The organism is Vibrio sp. 1F255, assembly GCF_041439145.1.
GTDB classification, from domain to species: domain Bacteria; phylum Pseudomonadota; class Gammaproteobacteria; order Enterobacterales; family Vibrionaceae; genus Vibrio; species Vibrio crassostreae_C.
In genome coordinates this window covers 71,160-88,977 of sequence record NZ_JBGONQ010000021.1, presented here as the reverse complement: position 1 = coordinate 88,977, position 17,818 = coordinate 71,160, and the positions used below count along the sequence as shown (strand labels likewise).

At 45.0% G+C, this 17,818-nt stretch carries 15 protein-coding genes and 1 tRNA gene; 14 read left to right on the top strand and 2 right to left on the bottom strand.

Features of this window, described 5'->3' with window-relative positions:
* Nucleotides 1–110: 110 nt before the first annotated feature.
* Together ACED41_RS13090 and ACED41_RS13085 are read left to right on the top strand one after the other, a co-directional pair.
* Nucleotides 111–195 (top strand) — tRNA-Leu (locus ACED41_RS13090).
* A 158-nt stretch (nt 196–353) separates the two neighbouring features.
* Nucleotides 354–1,400 carry a lactonase family protein gene (locus ACED41_RS13085; protein WP_371725105.1) on the top strand — a complete coding sequence of 349 codons (1,047 nt, stop codon included), beginning with the start codon at nt 354–356 and terminating at the stop codon, nt 1,398–1,400.
* Between the two features lie 68 nt (nt 1,401–1,468).
* Here ACED41_RS13085 and ACED41_RS13080 read toward each other — a convergent pair whose 3' ends face one another.
* Entirely contained in the window at nt 1,469–2,644 is a 1,176-nt protein-coding gene (locus ACED41_RS13080; protein ID WP_371725104.1) for a 2-octaprenyl-3-methyl-6-methoxy-1,4-benzoquinol hydroxylase, read from the bottom strand.
* Between the two features lie 308 nt (nt 2,645–2,952).
* Here ACED41_RS13080 and miaB point away from each other — a divergent pair, with 308 nt between their 5' ends.
* The 5 genes from miaB (at nt 2,953) to lnt (ending at nt 8,685) form a co-directional block, all read left to right on the top strand.
* A complete protein-coding gene (gene miaB / locus ACED41_RS13075) occupies nt 2,953–4,377 on the top strand; it encodes a tRNA (N6-isopentenyl adenosine(37)-C2)-methylthiotransferase MiaB (RefSeq protein ID WP_017064168.1) in 1,425 nt (474 codons plus the stop codon).
* Between the two features lie 163 nt (nt 4,378–4,540).
* A complete protein-coding gene (locus ACED41_RS13070; RefSeq protein WP_017064169.1) occupies nt 4,541–5,662 on the top strand; it encodes a PhoH family protein in 1,122 nt (373 codons plus the stop codon).
* Entirely contained in the window at nt 5,663–6,124 is a 462-nt protein-coding gene (gene ybeY / locus ACED41_RS13065) for an rRNA maturation RNase YbeY (RefSeq protein ID WP_012603383.1), read from the top strand.
* Between the two features lie 120 nt (nt 6,125–6,244).
* Nucleotides 6,245–7,135, top strand: a complete 891-nt coding sequence (gene corC, locus ACED41_RS13060) for a CNNM family magnesium/cobalt transport protein CorC (protein WP_012603382.1) — start codon at nt 6,245–6,247, stop codon at nt 7,133–7,135.
* A 32-nt stretch (nt 7,136–7,167) separates the two neighbouring features.
* Nucleotides 7,168–8,685, top strand: coding sequence for an apolipoprotein N-acyltransferase (gene lnt, locus ACED41_RS13055; protein ID WP_017064170.1), 1,518 nt, complete (start codon nt 7,168–7,170; stop codon nt 8,683–8,685).
* A gap of 90 nt (nt 8,686–8,775) precedes the next feature.
* Here the strand turns inward: lnt and ACED41_RS13050 are convergent, their stop codons facing one another.
* A complete protein-coding gene (locus ACED41_RS13050; RefSeq protein WP_017062329.1) occupies nt 8,776–9,246 on the bottom strand; it encodes a zinc ribbon-containing protein in 471 nt (156 codons plus the stop codon).
* 263 nt (nt 9,247–9,509) lie between these two features.
* Here ACED41_RS13050 and leuS point away from each other — a divergent pair, with 263 nt between their 5' ends.
* From leuS to rodA, 7 genes are all read left to right on the top strand, one after another.
* On the top strand, nt 9,510–12,086 hold the full coding sequence (leuS, locus tag ACED41_RS13045; protein WP_048614215.1) for a leucine--tRNA ligase: 2,577 nt from the start codon (nt 9,510–9,512) through the stop codon (nt 12,084–12,086).
* Between the two features lie 179 nt (nt 12,087–12,265).
* Nucleotides 12,266–12,904 (top strand): LPS assembly lipoprotein LptE, encoded by a 639-nt coding sequence (gene lptE, locus ACED41_RS13040; protein WP_102333779.1) that lies wholly within the window; start codon nt 12,266–12,268, stop codon nt 12,902–12,904.
* A gap of 12 nt (nt 12,905–12,916) precedes the next feature.
* The gene (holA, locus tag ACED41_RS13035; RefSeq protein WP_017068505.1) at nt 12,917–13,942 is read left to right on the top strand and encodes a DNA polymerase III subunit delta; all 1,026 of its coding nucleotides are present in this window, start codon (nt 12,917–12,919) and stop codon (nt 13,940–13,942) included.
* Between the two features lie 64 nt (nt 13,943–14,006).
* A complete protein-coding gene (gene rsfS, locus ACED41_RS13030; protein ID WP_017067142.1) occupies nt 14,007–14,324 on the top strand; it encodes a ribosome silencing factor in 318 nt (105 codons plus the stop codon).
* A gap of 3 nt (nt 14,325–14,327) precedes the next feature.
* Nucleotides 14,328–14,798 (top strand): 23S rRNA (pseudouridine(1915)-N(3))-methyltransferase RlmH, encoded by a 471-nt coding sequence (gene rlmH / locus ACED41_RS13025; RefSeq protein WP_065584443.1) that lies wholly within the window; start codon nt 14,328–14,330, stop codon nt 14,796–14,798.
* 6 nt (nt 14,799–14,804) lie between these two features.
* Nucleotides 14,805–16,697 carry a penicillin-binding protein 2 gene (mrdA, locus tag ACED41_RS13020; protein WP_017062333.1) on the top strand — a complete coding sequence of 631 codons (1,893 nt, stop codon included), beginning with the start codon at nt 14,805–14,807 and terminating at the stop codon, nt 16,695–16,697.
* A complete protein-coding gene (rodA, locus tag ACED41_RS13015; protein WP_017062334.1) occupies nt 16,697–17,818 on the top strand; it encodes a rod shape-determining protein RodA in 1,122 nt (373 codons plus the stop codon). The genes mrdA and rodA overlap by 1 nt, the downstream gene beginning before the upstream one ends.

Sequence of the window (17,818 nt, the reverse complement as noted above, 5' to 3'; positions counted from 1 at the left end):
GAGCACATCACTCATAATGATGGGGTCGCAGGTTCAAATCCCGCAGTAGCCACCACTTATACAACGTCTTATTGAAGCACCAATATTCGATATGACTATAAAGATTTGCTGCGGTCGTGGCGGAATTGGTAGACGCACCAGATTTAGGTTCTGGCGCCGAGAGGTGTGAGAGTTCAAGTCTCTCCGACCGCACCATCATTAAATAGAACCCAGCTTTTTAGCTGGGTTTTGTTTTATCTGGAATATGCAAATCTGCTAGCCAAGTCACCAAGTATTCTCTTCTATAACCTCACTTTTAATACGATTTTATAAGACAATGTCAGCTCCATTTTCTAATTGAGTATGACTAGCCTATGAAACCCCTCCCCTTAACGATCGGTTGCTACACAGATACACCAAGTAAAAGCCAAGGTGTTTATCAAACTCAGTTAGATCTAGAAACAGGAAAACTATTACCTCTAGAGCTGATCATCAAATGTACTAACCCCTCTTTTATTACTGTAACAAAGACTGGGATCTATACTGCATCGGAAGTGGACCAGCAAAAACAGCCCCAGCTCATTCATATACCTAATGTTGATTCACAGCTAACACACAATACAAGCCTCATCTCGGGAGATCACCCTTGTCACGTCGCGATAGATCCACACAATAAGTTTGCTATCACGTCGCAATACTCATCAGGCACATTCGATATTTTTAGCTTAAGTATCAACGGCAGCATCGATAAACGACTCAAAACAATCCAGATGGTTGGTTCCGGGCCAAACAAAGAGAGACAAACTAGCCCACACGCCCATCAATGCCTGTTCTTACAAAACTCACCACAGTTTGTGACTGTCGATCTCGGCACCGATCGCATCAACTTCTATTGCTTTGATGAAGAGCAAGAAGAGTTCCTTGATGAGCCAATGCAGTCTATTAAGGTGCCCGCCGGCAATGGACCTCGCCATTTAATCTTTAACAAAGCTGAAGACAGAGCCTATGTGGTCTGTGAACTCTCTGAAACGTTGCTGACTTTGGAAAAGGTTTTAGGCATTTGGAATGTAGTGGAAGAGATTGATGCATTGCCTAATATGGAGAAGGGAGAAGCCGCAGCTGCGATTAAGCTATCGCCTGATGAGCAATTCCTTTATGTGTCATGTCGACACCAATCAAGGATCAGTTGCTTCAGAATCGAGCCTACAACGAAAATGCCTATTTTTATTGATAGCTATAATACTGAAGGCAACTTCCCTCGCGATTTTCATATTACTGACTGCGGACGATGGCTTATCGCAGCAAACCAACACTCCAATAGCATCACCTCATTCAAACGAAATAGTGAGGATGGGTCTTTGGTTTATACAGGATACTCTTTAGAGATCGACGCACCGGTTTGTGTGACGCAACAGCGATAGTAGTCATCTGATACAAAAAAGGAGAGCATTCGCTCTCCTTCTCTTTATAAAGTGTCTGTAATACTCAATTAAAGGCCCAGGGCATACTTCAACACTTGAGCTTTAATCGGCCCTGAGTTCTCTGCTAGCTTGAGTGCAGCATTACGCACAAACTTAAGTGGACCAATGTCGTTGCTGAATGTCTTATAGAAGAAATCCATACCGCTTTGCATCACTAGGTTGTCACCTCTTCTCATCACCTCGTAGCGTCTTGCTACAGACTGGTTCAATTCACCCTTTTCTTTGGTGACATCCAGCAGTACTGATACATCTTTGAAGCCTAAGTTAACACCCTGCCCAGCCAAAGGGTTGATGGTATGCGCAGAGTCTCCGACCAAAATACAGTTATTCTTCGAGTATGATTGAGCATGACGTCGTGTCAGAGGAAAAGAACCCGAATTCAAGACTTTGATATCACCTAACTCTTTAGGAAAGTGAGTAAGTACTTCGTTACGTAGTTTTTCAGGGGCCATTGCTGACAGTTGCTTAATACGCAGTGGAGAATCATACCAAACTAACGAGCCCAGCCCGACTTCTTGACCGTCAGAGGTTAGAGAACACAAAGGCAAAAATGAACGAGGGCCACTTGGTAGAAATTGCTGCCAAGTAATATCTTGCTGAGGTTGTTCTGTTTCTACATTGATAAGCATACAGTGTTGTCGATAATCCCAAGCCGTGATGCCAATTCCAGCTTGTTGGCGAACGGCTGAATTCGCACCATCAGCACCAACCACCCACTTCGCAGACAACTCAGCCCCTGATTGAAGCTTTACGATATTGATTTCACCAAACTCAATCACATCGAGCTTTTCTGGGCATAACAGTTCGAGATTGTCGTAGGCATCAAATTGAGACCATAAACCTAATTGAATGAGTCTGTTCTCAACGATATAGCCCAAACGAGGAAGGTCTAGTGAGGCAGCATCAAATCGAGTACGACATTCTGGGTGTTCCCAAGTCTCTAAGCGCTTGTAAGAGCAAACTCGCATTGCTGCTATGTTCTGCCATGCACCAAGATCGTCAAGTAAATCGACTGACGCCTGAGAAATCGCTGACACTCGAATATCCATCGCTTGCGACTCATCAAATGCTTGTGGGGCAAAACCTTCGATCACCGCAACACTCAGACCTTGCTTTGCAAAACCGATTGCTGTTGCTGCGCCAACCATGCCGCCACCGACTACTACAATATCGTAACTGTTCATATTTCGTACTTATCAGTTTGATTCTTTGACTGTTTTTGATTGTACTTTTTCATAACTAACTTGTAACCAAAAACCTTATTCGAAAAAAGGGTTATCCCTTATGGCATATGGCGTTAACGATAATAAAAACCACTACATAAGAGATTTGTTCAGACTACTAGTCAGTCGGTTTTGAAACCAGTACAATACGCCGCTTGCCGCTAGAGCCTGTCATAAAATTGAATACCGAATTATGACAAACGGGGCTAGCGGATGAATAATGGGCGATTTGCTCCCTTAAATTAAACTAACGATCGAGCGAACATATAATGAGTAAGAAACTGCTAATTAAAACTTGGGGCTGTCAGATGAATGAATATGATTCATCAAAAATGGCCGACCTGCTTAACGCTGCAAATGGCTATGAGCTAACTGAAGTACCTGAGGAAGCAGACGTACTACTATTGAATACTTGTTCTATCCGCGAAAAAGCGCAAGAAAAAGTATTCCACCAGCTTGGTCGTTGGAAAACGCTTAAAGATAAAAAAGAAGGTGTGGTGATCGGTGTGGGTGGCTGTGTAGCGACTCAAGAAGGTGATCACATTCGTCAACGTGCACCTTACGTAGACGTTATCTTTGGCCCACAAACATTACACCGTTTGCCAGAGATGATTAAATCATCACTGTCTAACGAAAAGCCAGTAATGGATATCTCTTTCCCAGAGATCGAAAAGTTCGATAACCTGCCAGAGCCAAAAGCTGAAGGCGCGACGGCGTTCGTTTCTATCATGGAAGGTTGTTCTAAATACTGTACTTACTGCGTTGTACCATACACACGTGGCGAAGAAGTTAGCCGTCCAATGGATGATGTACTTTTCGAAGTTGCTCAACTTGCAGAGCAAGGCGTACGTGAAGTTAACCTGCTAGGTCAAAACGTAAACGCATACCGCGGTCCAACACACGAAGGCGATATCTGTTCATTCGCAGAACTGCTTCGTCTTGTTGCTTCTATCGACGGTATCGACCGTATTCGTTTCACAACAAGCCACCCGCTTGAGTTTGGTGACGACATCATTGAAGTTTACAAAGACACACCAGAGCTAGTGAGCTTCCTTCACCTACCAGTACAAAGTGGTAGTGACCGTATTCTTACGATGATGAAGCGCCCACATACGGCTATCGAGTACAAATCTATTATCCGTAAACTGCGTAAAGCTCGCCCTGACATTCAAATCAGCTCTGACTTTATTGTTGGTTTCCCTGGTGAGTCTAAGCAAGACTTCCAAGATACAATGAAGCTAATTAAAGACGTTGATTTCGATATGAGCTTCAGCTTTGTTTTCTCTCCACGTCCAGGTACGCCAGCGGCAGATTACCCATGTGATGTACCAGCACAAGAGAAGAAAGATCGTCTGTACGAACTGCAGCAAACGGTAAACACACAAGCTATGCGTTTCTCTCGTCTAATGTTAGGCACAGAGCAACGTATCCTTGTTGAAGGCCCATCAAGAAAGAACCTAATGGAACTTCGCGGCCGTACTGAAAACAGCCGCGTAGTGAACTTCGAAGGTTCTGCTGACCTTATCGGCCAGTTCGTAGACGTGAAAATCACAGAAGTATTTGCTAACTCACTCCGTGGTGAAATAGTACGTACTGAGAAAGACATGGATCTTCGCAGCGTGATCTCGCCGACTCAAATGATGGCGAACACAAAACGCGAAGACGAGCTAGGTGTAGCGACATTTACGCCATAGGCAATACAACTGTTTGAGCACAAAGCGCAAACACAAAGCTTGAAATTACCTAACTAAGTGACCATCTTAGAAATAGGGATATCACCATCAGAAGCCCGGTCTAAATCGGGCTTTTTGCTCTTTGTTTTATTTAAGAGTGAGTGGCACAAAATGAGAGGCTAATTTGAGCAATAAAATCGTTACCTTAGAGATAAATCTAGAACCAGCAGACAACAAGCGCTTGGCAAGTTTATGCGGACCATTTGACGACAACATCAAGCATCTTGAGCGTCGTCTGGGCGTTGAGATTAATTACCGTAGCAACTTTTTCACCATTGTTGGTAAGCCTCACACTACAGCCGCAGCTTTAGACATCATCAAACACCTCTATGTTGAAACGGCTCCAGTTAAAGGCAACATAATCGATATCGAACCAGAGCAAATACATCTGGCGATCACCGAGTCAGGCATTTTGGAGCAACACGTCGAGTCTGAAATTGACTACGGCAAAGAAGTGACCATTAAGACTAAAAAAGGCGTCATCAAACCTCGAACGCCAAACCAAGCACAGTACCTAATGAACATGGTGACTCATGACATCACCTTTGGTATTGGGCCAGCAGGTACAGGTAAAACCTACTTAGCCGTTGCTGCAGCAGTTGATGCACTTGAACGCCAAGAGGTTCGCCGAATCCTACTGACTCGTCCTGCTGTTGAAGCCGGTGAGAAGCTTGGTTTCCTACCGGGTGATTTAAGCCAAAAAGTAGACCCATATTTACGTCCACTTTACGATGCGCTGTTTGAGATGCTTGGCTTTGAGCGAGTTGAGAAGCTGATTGAACGTAACGTAATTGAAGTTGCGCCACTGGCTTACATGCGTGGTCGTACATTGAATGATGCGTTTATCATTCTTGATGAGAGCCAAAACACCACGGTAGAACAGATGAAGATGTTCTTAACCCGTATCGGTTTTAACTCACGCGCTGTGATCACAGGTGATATTACGCAAATCGATTTACCTCGTGGTGCAAAATCAGGCTTACGCCATGCGACTGAAGTGCTCAATGAAGTCGACGACATTAGCTTTAACTTCTTCATGTCTGAAGACGTCGTTCGTCACCCTGTAGTTGCTCGTATCGTCAACGCATACGAGAAGTGGGAAGCAAAAGACCAGAAAGAGCGCAAAGAGTTTGAAAAGCGTAAACGTGAAGAGCGTGAAGCCAAACTTCTTGAGGCTCAGCAGGTAGTTACGACACAATTAGCAACACAAAATAGCTCTGTAATTGCAGAACAAGGTGATAAATAGATGTCTATTGAACTAGACCTGCAATTAGCGGTCGAAAATGAGCAAGGTCTTCCAACTGAGCAAGATATTCAGCTTTGGTTGGACAAGACAATTCCTCAGTTTCAAGAGAACGCTGAGTTGACGGTTCGTATCGTTGATACACAAGAAAGCCACCAGCTCAATCATGAATATCGTGGCAAAGATAAGCCAACTAACGTGTTGTCTTTTCCATTCGAGGCTCCTCCAGGGATCGAGTTAGATCTACTGGGCGACCTCATTATCTGCCGCCAAGTTGTCGAAAAAGAAGCAGAAGAGCAAAGTAAGCCTCTGCTAGCACACTGGGCTCATATGGTTGTACATGGCAGTCTGCATCTGCTAGGTTATGATCATATCGAAGATGATGAAGCTGAAGAGATGGAGTCACTCGAGACAGAAATCATGCAATCTATGGGGTTTGAAGACCCTTACATTCTAGAAAAGTAAATTGATTCTAGTAAAGTAGGTTGCAGAGAAACAATAACTCATCGAACCTGTGATTTTCACAGGAATCTGAGTTGTAACGTGTGCTATCACACTTCTGATAGCGTTATTTTTTGAGAAATCATGAACGAAGGTAACCCCCCCACTTCTGAGGGAAGTAAAAAATCTGAAGGTCCGAGTAGAAAGTCCTTCTTTGAACGCCTAGGCCAACTATTTCAAGGTGAAGTAAAAGATCGCCAAGAGCTCGTAGATGTAATCCGCGACTCAGAAATTAATGACCTAATTGACCACGACACACGCGACATGCTCGAGGGTGTTATGGAAATTTCAGAGATGCGAGTACGCGATATCATGCTGCCTCGCTCTCAAATGGTTACAGTTGAACGCACAGATGATCTAGATACATTGATTGCGCTCATTACTGATGCTCAACACTCTCGCTACCCAGTGATCAGTGAAGATAAAGACCATGTTGAAGGCATTCTATTAGCGAAGGACCTACTTAAGTATTTGGGTTCAGAAAGTGCTCCATTTGATATCGAACAAGTGATTCGCCCTGTCGTGGTTGTTCCTGAAAGTAAGCGAGTTGATCGCCTGCTTAAGGAGTTCCAAGAAGAGCGTTACCACATGTCTATCGTTGTCGATGAGTTTGGTGGAGTTTCTGGCCTGGTAACCATTGAAGATATCCTCGAAGAAATCGTTGGTGAAATTGAAGACGAGTTCGACGATGAAGAAGAGCTAGATATTCGTAAGCTGAGTAAGCATACCTTCTCTGTAAAAGCTTTAACCACTATTGAAGAGTTCAACGATACGTTTAACACTGCCTTTAGTGACGACGAAGTGGATACGGTAGGCGGCATGGTTATGACAGCACTCGGCCACCTGCCGGTTCGTGGCGAAATTGTAGAAATCGAAAACTACCATTTCAAAATAACATCAGCAGATAACCGTCGTGTGATTCAGCTACAGGTAACCATTCCTGACGAACAGCCTCTTCCGACTATCGAAGAATAACAACTTCTCTCTAAAGAGATGACAGAAATTAGATGACTAATACCTTTATTCATCGCCTATTACGGCCGCTTGCGGCCGTTTTTGTTGGCGCTATAACCACCCTTTCATTCGCTCCATACTCTATATGGCCTCTTGCTATTCTCAGCCCAGCTTTGTTGCTGTTACTGATCCACAACCGCTCTCCTAAAAGTGCGCTTTGGATTGGCTACGCATGGGGTTTAGGTCAATTCACCACAGGTATCAGCTGGGTATACGTCAGCATTGATGGTTTTGGCGGCATGCCACTGGCAGCCAACCTATTTTTGATGGCATTGCTTGTTGGCTACCTAGCCGTTTATTCAGGGCTATTTACCTGGGGTTTGAATAAATTCTTCCCTGCCAATAACCTAAGCCGCTTTTTCCTTGCAGCTCCTGCATTCTGGCTAGTCTGTGATTGGCTGCGTGGCTGGGTAATGACGGGCTTCCCTTGGCTTTGGTTAGGCTACAGCCAAATCGATTCGCCATTGGGTTCATTTGCACCGATTGGCGGCGTAGAGCTAGTAACTTTAGCGATCATTGTTTCAGCCTCTGCATTCACTTATGCGATTGTTAACCGGGCTTGGAGCATCGCTCTCATTCCCGCCGTCGTATTTAGTGCAGGCTTTGGTATTCGCAACATCGATTGGGTCACGCCGAACCCTGAAAAAACCACGTCAGTCGTATTGATACAAGGCAACGTCGATCAAGACAGTAAATGGCTACCGAGTCATCGCTGGCCAACCATGATGAAGTACACCGACCTAAGCAGAGAAAACTGGGGAGCGGATATCATCATCTGGCCTGAAGCGGCTATTCCAGCATTCGAAGTTGAGATCCCATCTTTCCTACGTAACTTGGATAGCGCAGCGAAGATGAACAACAGCTCGATCATTACCGGTGTGCTGAATCAGTCTGAAGATAAGAAATACTACAACAGTGTTCTTTCTCTCGGTGTGAATCCATACGGTGAGTACAGCTACGATCCAGACGAACGCTACCATAAACACCACCTGTTACCATTTGGTGAGTTTGTGCCGTTTGAAGATATCTTGCGTCCATTAGCACCTTTCTTTAACTTGCCAATGTCATCATTTAGCCGTGGCGACTTTGTTCAACCAAACATAGTGGCAAATGGTCGTCACTTAGCGCCGGCACTGTGTTATGAGATCATCTTTAATGATCAAGTTAGACAGAACGTAACCGACGAGACTGACTTTATTTTAACGCTCTCTAACGATGCGTGGTTTGGTCGTTCGATTGGCCCTCTGCAACATATGGAAATTGCACAGATGCGTGCTCTGGAGCTTGGTAAGCCGGTTATTCGCTCGACCAACAACGGTGTGACGGCAGTTACTGATTACAAAGGCAATATAATCAAGCAAGTGCCTCAGTTTGAAACGGCAGTGTTAAAAGCTGAACTCATTTCAACGGATGGTCAAACGCCTTATCACACAGTAGGTACTTGGCCACTGTATATCTGGGCGATGCTCAGCTTGGTGATTGGTTGGGTAATTAGAAAGCCAAAAAGCTAGATTCGACGAAAAGTGATTTGAGGGTTGACTGATCGGGTCAACCCTTTTTCATTGCTGTGGTTTTGCGTTGATACGCTATGGTTCAGAAGCTTACGGTTTAAGGGCTTTACGACTAAACCCTTTAGAACCACATTTAATGCATGGAATGATATTGGTTGGGTGGTTATATTCGGTTTGGTGACCACACTCGTCACATACTAAGGTTCCCAAGCCAATGACTTCACCCGCTTGATACAAGCCTTGGTGTTCTAAGTCTTGGAACAGTTCAACCCATTCCACCTTAGTACGATCAGTAATATCCAACAGCCCTTGCCAAATAGAGTCCGCAATCATCAAATAGAATGGACCGCTTTTACTCTCTTCATAGCTTTCGGAAAACTCTTTTAAGTCCGACTTCACGTAGGCAGAGATCAATGAAAGCTCATCTTTAGTCATATCATTAGCTGCTTTCGCAAACTTGCCCGACGTTTCGATTTTGTTGTTGAGCTCTTCAGGGCTATGCTTCAGCGTTTCAATCACCTCTTCGACGACTTCTTCATAGAGCGCTTTTTTCTTCGGCATAACAACCTCCTTAAGATAACCAACCTTTTAGTGAGCAAACGGATGCGCTGCAATGCACTCCCGCTTACAAACAAATGCAATTCATACTCTTAAGTATAGTTGCCCTGCGAAATTCAGTGAAAATTACACAATCTACTAAGCGGCAACTGCAAGTATGAAGGGTATAACTATTGTTGTACTCAGCTCCTTTAGGTATTCTATGACGATCTGTAAGATTCTGTTCTAACCGAACTCACAAATTCCAAGATAACCGGATACCATCGATGCAAGAACAATATAACCCGCAAGAGATTGAACAAAAGGTTCAACAACACTGGGATAACAGCGAGACTTTCGTTGTAAGTGAAGACCCAAACAAAGAAAAATTCTACTGTCTTTCTATGTTCCCTTACCCAAGTGGCCGACTGCACATGGGTCACGTGCGTAACTACACCATCGGTGATGTGGTATCTCGTTTCCAACGTCTACAAGGCAAAAACGTAATGCAGCCAATTGGTTGGGATGCATTCGGCCTACCTGCAGAAAACGCCGCTGTTAAAAACAATACAGCACCTGCACCATGGACTTACGAAAACATTGAGTACATGAAGAACCAGCTTAAGCTTCTAGGCTTTGGTTACGACTGGAACCGTGAATTCGCAACGTGTACTCCAGAGTACTACCGTTGGGAACAAGAGTTCTTCACTAAGCTTTACGAAAAAGGCCTGGTTTACAAGAAGACATCTTCAGTGAACTGGTGTCCAAACGACCAAACAGTACTGGCAAATGAGCAAGTAGAAGACGGTTGTTGCTGGCGTTGTGACACTCCAGTAGAGCAAAAGAAAATTCCACAGTGGTTTATTAAAATCACTGAGTACGCTCAAGAGCTACTAGACGATCTAGACAACCTTGAAGGTTGGCCTGAAATGGTTAAGACCATGCAGCGCAACTGGATCGGCCGCTCTGAAGGTGTTGAGCTATCTTTCGCTGTTAACGGCGAAGAAGCACCATTAGAAGTGTACACAACACGTCCAGATACACTAATGGGTGTTTCTTACGTTGGTATCGCTGCAGGTCACCCTCTTGCAGAGAAAGCATCGAAGAACAACCCAGAGCTTGCTGCATTCGTTGAAGAGTGTCGTAACACTAAAGTTGCTGAAGCTGAACTCGCAACGATGGAAAAGAAAGGTATGGATACTGGCCTAACGGCTATCCACCCTCTTAACGGTCGTGTTGTTCCTGTATACGTAGCAAACTTCGTACTTATGGATTACGGCACAGGTGCGGTAATGGCGGTTCCTGCTCACGATCAACGTGACTACGAGTTCGCAACTAAGTACGGCATCGATATCATCCCAGTAATCAAACCTGAAGATGGTTCTGAACTAGACGTGTCTGAAGCGGCTTACACTGAAAAAGGTGTACTGTTTGATTCTGGTGAATTCGATGGTCTTGCGTTCCAAGAAGCATTCGATGCAATTGCTGCGAAGCTTGAAGCTGAAGGCAAAGGTAAGAAGACAGTAAACTTCCGTCTACGTGACTGGGGTGTATCTCGTCAACGTTACTGGGGCGCTCCAATCCCAATGGTAACCACTGAAGACGGTGAAGTTCACCCAGTACCAGCAGACCAACTGCCAGTCATTCTTCCTGAAGATGTAGTAATGGATGGCGTAACGAGCCCAATCAAGGCTGACAAGTCTTGGGCTGAAACAACATTCAACGGCGAACCCGCTCTACGTGAGACTGACACGTTCGATACGTTTATGGAGTCTTCTTGGTACTACGCACGTTACTGTTCACCGCAAGCAGACGACATTCTAGATCCAGAGAAAGCAAACTACTGGCTACCAGTTGACCAATACGTTGGTGGTATCGAGCACGCTTGTATGCACCTGCTTTACTCTCGTTTCTTCCATAAGCTTCTACGTGATGCTGGCTACGTGACGTCTGATGAACCGTTCAAGCAACTACTATGTCAAGGCATGGTTCTGGCTGACGCGTTCTATCACGAAAACGAAAAAGGCACCAAAGAGTGGATTGCACCGACTGACGTAACGGTTGAACGTGACGGTAAAGGTCGCATCGAAAAAGCAGTCGACGATCAAGGTCGTGAAGTTGAACACTCAGGCATGATCAAAATGTCTAAGTCTAAGAACAACGGTATCGACCCACAAGAGATGGTAGACAAGTACGGCGCTGATACAGTACGTCTATTCATGATGTTTGCATCACCTGCAGACATGACGCTTGAGTGGCAAGAGTCTGGCGTTGAAGGGGCTAACCGCTTCCTTAAACGTGTTTGGAAATTGGTTCACGCTCACTCTTCTAAGGGTGCTGCTGAATCTGTTGATGCTTCTGCGCTATCTGGCGACCAAAAAGCACTTCGTCGTGATATCCATAAAACTATCGCGAAAGTAACGGACGATATTGGCCGTCGCCAAACGTTCAACACGGCAATCGCTGCAATCATGGAACTGATGAACAAGCTGGCGAAAGCACCTCAAGAATCTGCACAAGACCGTGCAATCCTTGACGAAGCGCTAAAAGCGGTAGTACGCATGCTTTACCCAATGACTCCACACATCTCTTACGAAATGTGGATTGCACTTGGTGAATCAAACGTAGACTCAGCAACATGGCCAACTTTCGATGAGAAAGCGCTAGTTGAAGACGAGAAAACTATCGTTGTTATGATCAACGGTAAGCTACGTGCGAAACTAACCGTTGCTGCTGATGCAACAGAAGAGCAAGTTCGTGAGCTTGGTCTAAACGATGAGAACGCTAAGAAGTTCCTAGATGGCTTAACTATCCGTAAAGTTATCTTCGTACCAGGTAAGCTTCTAAACATCGTTGCTAACTAATTTCGTTAGCACAATGCAATTGCTAAAGAATTAACGAACTTAATTCATCAAAAGCAGTCTGTAGACAGGGTAGCTAATTGCCCTGTCTACTTATTTAAGCGCTTTAGACTTGAGCCTAACCACTCAAACGAACTAAAGCCTTTAAATAAGTATTCTACCTTCATGAGAGCCATCAAATAATGCGCCTGATTTCACTATCTTCATTGAAAGTTACTGTTGTTGTTTTAACCGTCAGCCTATTAAGTGCGTGTGGTTTCCACCTACGTGGTGATTACTCCGTACCAGAAGAACTCAACAAGATCTCCGTAACCAGTTACGACCAATACAGTACGTTTACACGTATGATGAAAGGTCAACTGCGTATGAATGATGTAGAAATTGTGCTACCGGCTGAGAATACACCTAACCTGCATATTATTAGTGAGAGCGTAGGTGAGCGAACTCTGTCTCTATACCAAAACACTCGTGCAGCAGAGAAAGAACTGACATTCCGCGCTTCATACCGCGTAACTGTCCCGGATCTAGGCTCAAAGACGTTCTCAACCAGCGTAACCCGTAGTTACCTAGATAACCCGCTAACTGCACTTGCGAAGTCGGTTGAACGAGACATGATCGAAGATGAGATGCGTAAGTTGGCAACAAGCCAAATCCTTCGTCAGATGGCTCGTCTAAAAGCGAACATTGCAGCTGATAGCATGGACCTAGATGCACTAGAGCACGTTCAAGTGAAAGAACTCGAAAAGCAATACAACATCAAGAATGTTGAGATCGTACCAGCTTCAGAAGAACAACCAACACTTAGCGATTCGGCTGAGTAATAGGTTTATTTGATGCGTATTTTTGCTGACCGCTTATCAGAGCAACTTATTAAACAGTTGAGTAATGTTTACCTAATTTTTGGTAACGAACCGCTACTGTTGCAAGAGAGCCGAGAAGCGATTCAAAAGGCTGCAAAACAGCAAGGCTTTGAAGAACGTCACCGCTTTGCGATTGATAGCAGTCTCGACTGGAATCAAGTCTACGACTGCACTCAAGCACTGAGCCTATTCTCTAGCCGTCAGGTCATCGAGCTTGAACTGCCAGAGTCAGGCGTCAATGCCGCAATAGCGAAAGAGCTACTCGCAATCTCCGAGCATATCCACAGTGATATCTTGTTAATCTTGGTGGGCACTAAGCTCACCAAAGCTCAAGAAAGCGCTAAGTGGTTTAAGGCTCTTTCGAATCAGGGTCACTGGGTCAGTTGCCTAACGCCAGATGTCAGTCGGTTACCTCAGTTTGTCCAAGCGCGTTGCCGTCAAATCGGTTTAACGCCAGACCCTGAAGCGATTCAAATGCTGGCGCAATGGCATGAGGGTAATCTATTTGCTCTCACCCAAAGCCTAGAAAAACTGGCTCTCCAATACCCAGATGGAAAACTCACGTTAGTACGCTTAGAAGAATCGCTGAGTCGACACAACCATTTTACTCCATTCCATTGGAGTGATGCGTTATTGGCAGGCAAAGGTAACCGAGCACAACGAATCCTGCGTCAGCTAGAAGCTGAAGGTGTCGAACCCGTCATTTTATTACGTAGCATACAACGAGAGCTTGCTCTGCTATTACAAATGCAGCAACAAATGAAACAGATGCCGATTGGTCAGGTCTTCGAAAAACACCGTATCTGGCAATCTAAAAAGCCTCTTTATAACGCCGCGCTAACAAGAGTTTCGATTTCTCAATTACACTCTTTGTTCGCGTTGCTCACTCAAGCTGAATTGATGACAAAAACTCAATATGAGCAGTCGCCTTGGCCACTAATTCATCAGTTAAGCGTAGAGTTTTGTATCCCTTCAGCTTCAATACCATTTCACGCATAAAAGCGTGGTATATTCTAGGGTCGACAGCCCCTAAAAAGCTAAATTCAGATTAAAGGAACACCCCGTGTTACGTGAAGAACTAAAAGATTTTCTTGCAGACAAAGCCGACGACATGAAAGCAGAATCGATTGTGACTATCGATGTAGAAGGCAAATCAAGCGTTACTGATTACATGATTGTTTGTACAGGTACCTCTAAGCGCCATGTTGCTTCTATTGCACAGCATGTTGCTGATGAAATACGTAAAGCAGGTATGCAGCCACTAGGCATGGACGGCCAGCAAGAAGGTGAATGGGTTGTTCTAGATATGGGCACAAGCATGCTTCACGTTATGCAAGAAGAACACCGTGAACTGTACCAACTAGAAAAACTTTGGGGCTAAGCTTTGAAGATCCAGTTAATCGCAGTTGGCACAAAAATGCCAAAGTGGGTTGAAGAAGGCTTTAAAGAATATAAACGCCGCTTCCCTCATGATATGCCATTAGAGCTCATTGAAATTACTGCGGGAAAGCGCGGTAAAAATGCGGATATTGCACGCATTCTTCAAAAAGAAGGCGAAGCGATGTTGGCAGCGGTTCCAAAAGGCAACCGCATTGTCACGCTTGATATCCCAGGTAAAAAGTGGGACACATCACAACTGGCAGAGCAATTGGAAAGTTGGAAGTTGGATGGACGCGACGTTTCTATCCTTATCGGCGGGCCTGAAGGATTAGCACCTGCATGTAAAGCGGCTGCAGACCAAAGTTGGTCTCTGTCTGCGCTTACTCTCCCTCACCCATTAGTACGCGTTATCATGGCTGAAAGCTTGTATCGAGCTTGGAGCATCACTGCTAACCACCCTTATCATCGAGAATAAGCGTTAATGTTACGTAAACGTAGCCAAATCCGTGATTACAAAGCAGAAGCACGACTATTTACTAATCGTGCTTTTGTTGCGTTTGCGGGGATCATAGTCATGATATCGATGTTGGTTGTTAATCTGTACAACATTCAGGTCAATCAATATCAAGACTATAAAACCCGCTCTAACGATAACCGTATCAAGGTCGTTCCAATCGCCCCCAACCGTGGTTTGATTTATGATCGTAATGGTGTGCTTCTTGCCGAAAATCGCCCGGTTTTCAACCTAGAAATCACACCAGAAAAAATCAAAGATATGGATGACACGCTCGTCCGTCTACAAGAATTAATCGAGATCCCGCCAGAGCGCATTGAACTATTTGATCGTGATCGTCGCAATTCACGACGCTTCAAGTCAGTACCTATTCTGAATCAGCTTACCGAAGAACAAGTTGCGATCTTCTCTGTAAATCAACATAAGTTCCCAGGCGTTGAAGTTACAGGTACGCTAAAACGTTTCTACCCTTATGGTGATGTGTTAACTCACGTGATTGGCTACGTATCGCGCATCAATGACCGTGATATGCAGCGCCTGGTTCGCGAAGAGAAAGACGCCAATTACCAAGCCACTCGCGACATCGGTAAACTTGGTATTGAGCGCTACTACGAAGACATGCTTCACGGTACCGCTGGCTATCAAGAAGTCGAAGTTAACAGCCGTGGACGAGTGATCCGTACTCTAAAATTTGTACCGTCGGTTCCGGGTAAAGATATCGTGCTCAACTTGGATATCAAGCTACAACTATACGTACATAAGTTACTGGATGGCCGCCGTGGCTCAGCTATCGTTCTCGACCCGAAAGACAATGGCGTGTTAGCCATGGTATCTAGCCCAAGCTACGACCCAAATGCATTCGTACATGGTATTTCGTCTAAAGGTTATAACGCCCTGCTTCAAGACAAAGACCGCCCTTTGGTTAACCGTGCAACGCTAGGTATTTACCCACCAGCATCGACGATCAAGCCATTCATTGCTGTTGCGGCTCTGCAAGAAGGTGTGATTACACCTAATACAACGCGTAATGACCCAGGTTATTGGAAGATCCCTAATTCAAAAACAAGACCATTCCGTGACTGGTTGCGTTGGGGACACGGGGTCGTTGATATAGAGAAAGCGATTGAAGAGTCAGTGGATACTTTCTTTTACCAAATTGCTTATGATCTCGGCATTGATCGCATATCCAAATGGATGATGATGTTCGGCTTTGGTGATTATACTGGCATCGATATTTATGAAGAAAGCAAAGCCAATATGCCAACTCGTGATTGGAAGATGGCAAGACACCGTGTGCCTTGGTACCAAGGTGACACCATCCCAGTTGGTATTGGCCAAGGCTACTGGACTGCAACACCCATGCAGATTGCAAAAGCCACATCAGTTTTGGTCAATGAAGGTGAAGTAACCGCACCTCACCTACTTCGTTCAACCATTGATAACGGTCGTCCATTCGATGAACAAATCATGTCGGACATTGAAACTTACCCACCGCTAACCGGGGTTAAGAAGAAGTATTGGGATATCGCTCAGGAAGGTATGAGGCTGGCTAACCACGGTAAGAAAGGTACGGCAAGACGTTCATTCCAGAAGATGTCTTACCAAACCGCTGGTAAATCGGGTACCGCACAGGTATTCGGCTTAAAAGAAGATGAAGAGTACAACGCGGATGAAATCGCAGAGCACTTACGCGATCACGCCCTCTTTACGGGTTACGCGCCTTTTGAAGATCCTGAAGCCGTCGTGACTATCGTTCTAGAGAACGCAGGTGGCGGTTCTTCTAACGGCGGCCCAGTAGTAAGAAGGATTTTAGACCATATTATCCTTGCAGAAGATTATCAAAGTGAGCCAATTAAATAATGAAACTTGATCCTTCAACTGGACGAAATAGAGCCCTATTCGAAAGGCTGCATATCGACCTGCCGCTTTTGCTTGGCATTCTGGTTTTAATGGGCTTTGCCCTGCTGATCATGTACAGCGCAAGCGGACAAAGCCTTGCGATGATGGACCGCCAGGCGATGCGCATGGCTCTGTCTTTAGGTGTGATGATCTTCCTAGCGCAAATCTCACCTCGTACTTATGAAACCTTGGCACCACTGCTATTTGTAGGTGGTGTCATCTTGCTATTGGGCGTGTTGTTCTTTGGTGAAGCCTCTAAAGGCGCCCAGCGTTGGTTAAACTTCGGCTTTGTTCGATTCCAACCGTCAGAGCTATTAAAGCTCGCGGTGCCTTTGATGCTGGCACGATTTATCGGTAAGCGCTCACTTCCACCAACATTCCAAACATTAGCGATATCGCTAGTGATGGTGTTTGTACCGACGATTCTAATCGCAAAGCAGCCTGACCTAGGTACATCTATCCTTATCGCCGCATCTGGTATCTTCGTGATATTCCTGGCTGGTATCAGTTGGAAAATCATTGCTAGCGCGGCAATCGCATTAGGGGCATTTATCCCAATCCTATGGTTCTTCTTGATGCGTGAATATCAAAAAGTGCGTGTTAGAACCCTCTTTGATCCTGAATCAGATCCATTAGGTGCGGGTTACCACATCATTCAAAGTAAGATTGCGATAGGCTCTGGTGGTATTTCAGGAAAAGGTTGGCTGCAAGGCACTCAATCTCAACTAGAGTTTATTCCAGAGCGTCATACCGACTTCATTTTTGCGGTCATTGCCGAAGAGTGGGGCATGATTGGTATATTGTTCTTGCTTGCTATCTACTTGTTCATTATTGGACGTGGCTTAGTGCTTGCGAGCCAAGCTCAAACCGCATTCGGTCGAATGATGGGCGGCAGTATTGTACTGAGCTTCTTCGTTTATATTTTTGTAAACATTGGCATGGTAAGTGGCATTCTACCTGTGGTTGGTGTTCCTCTTCCTCTAGTCAGTTATGGCGGTACTTCAATGGTTACCCTCATGGCTGGTTTTGGTATTTTAATGTCGATACATACACACAGAAAAGCATTCTCAAAGGCGACCTAA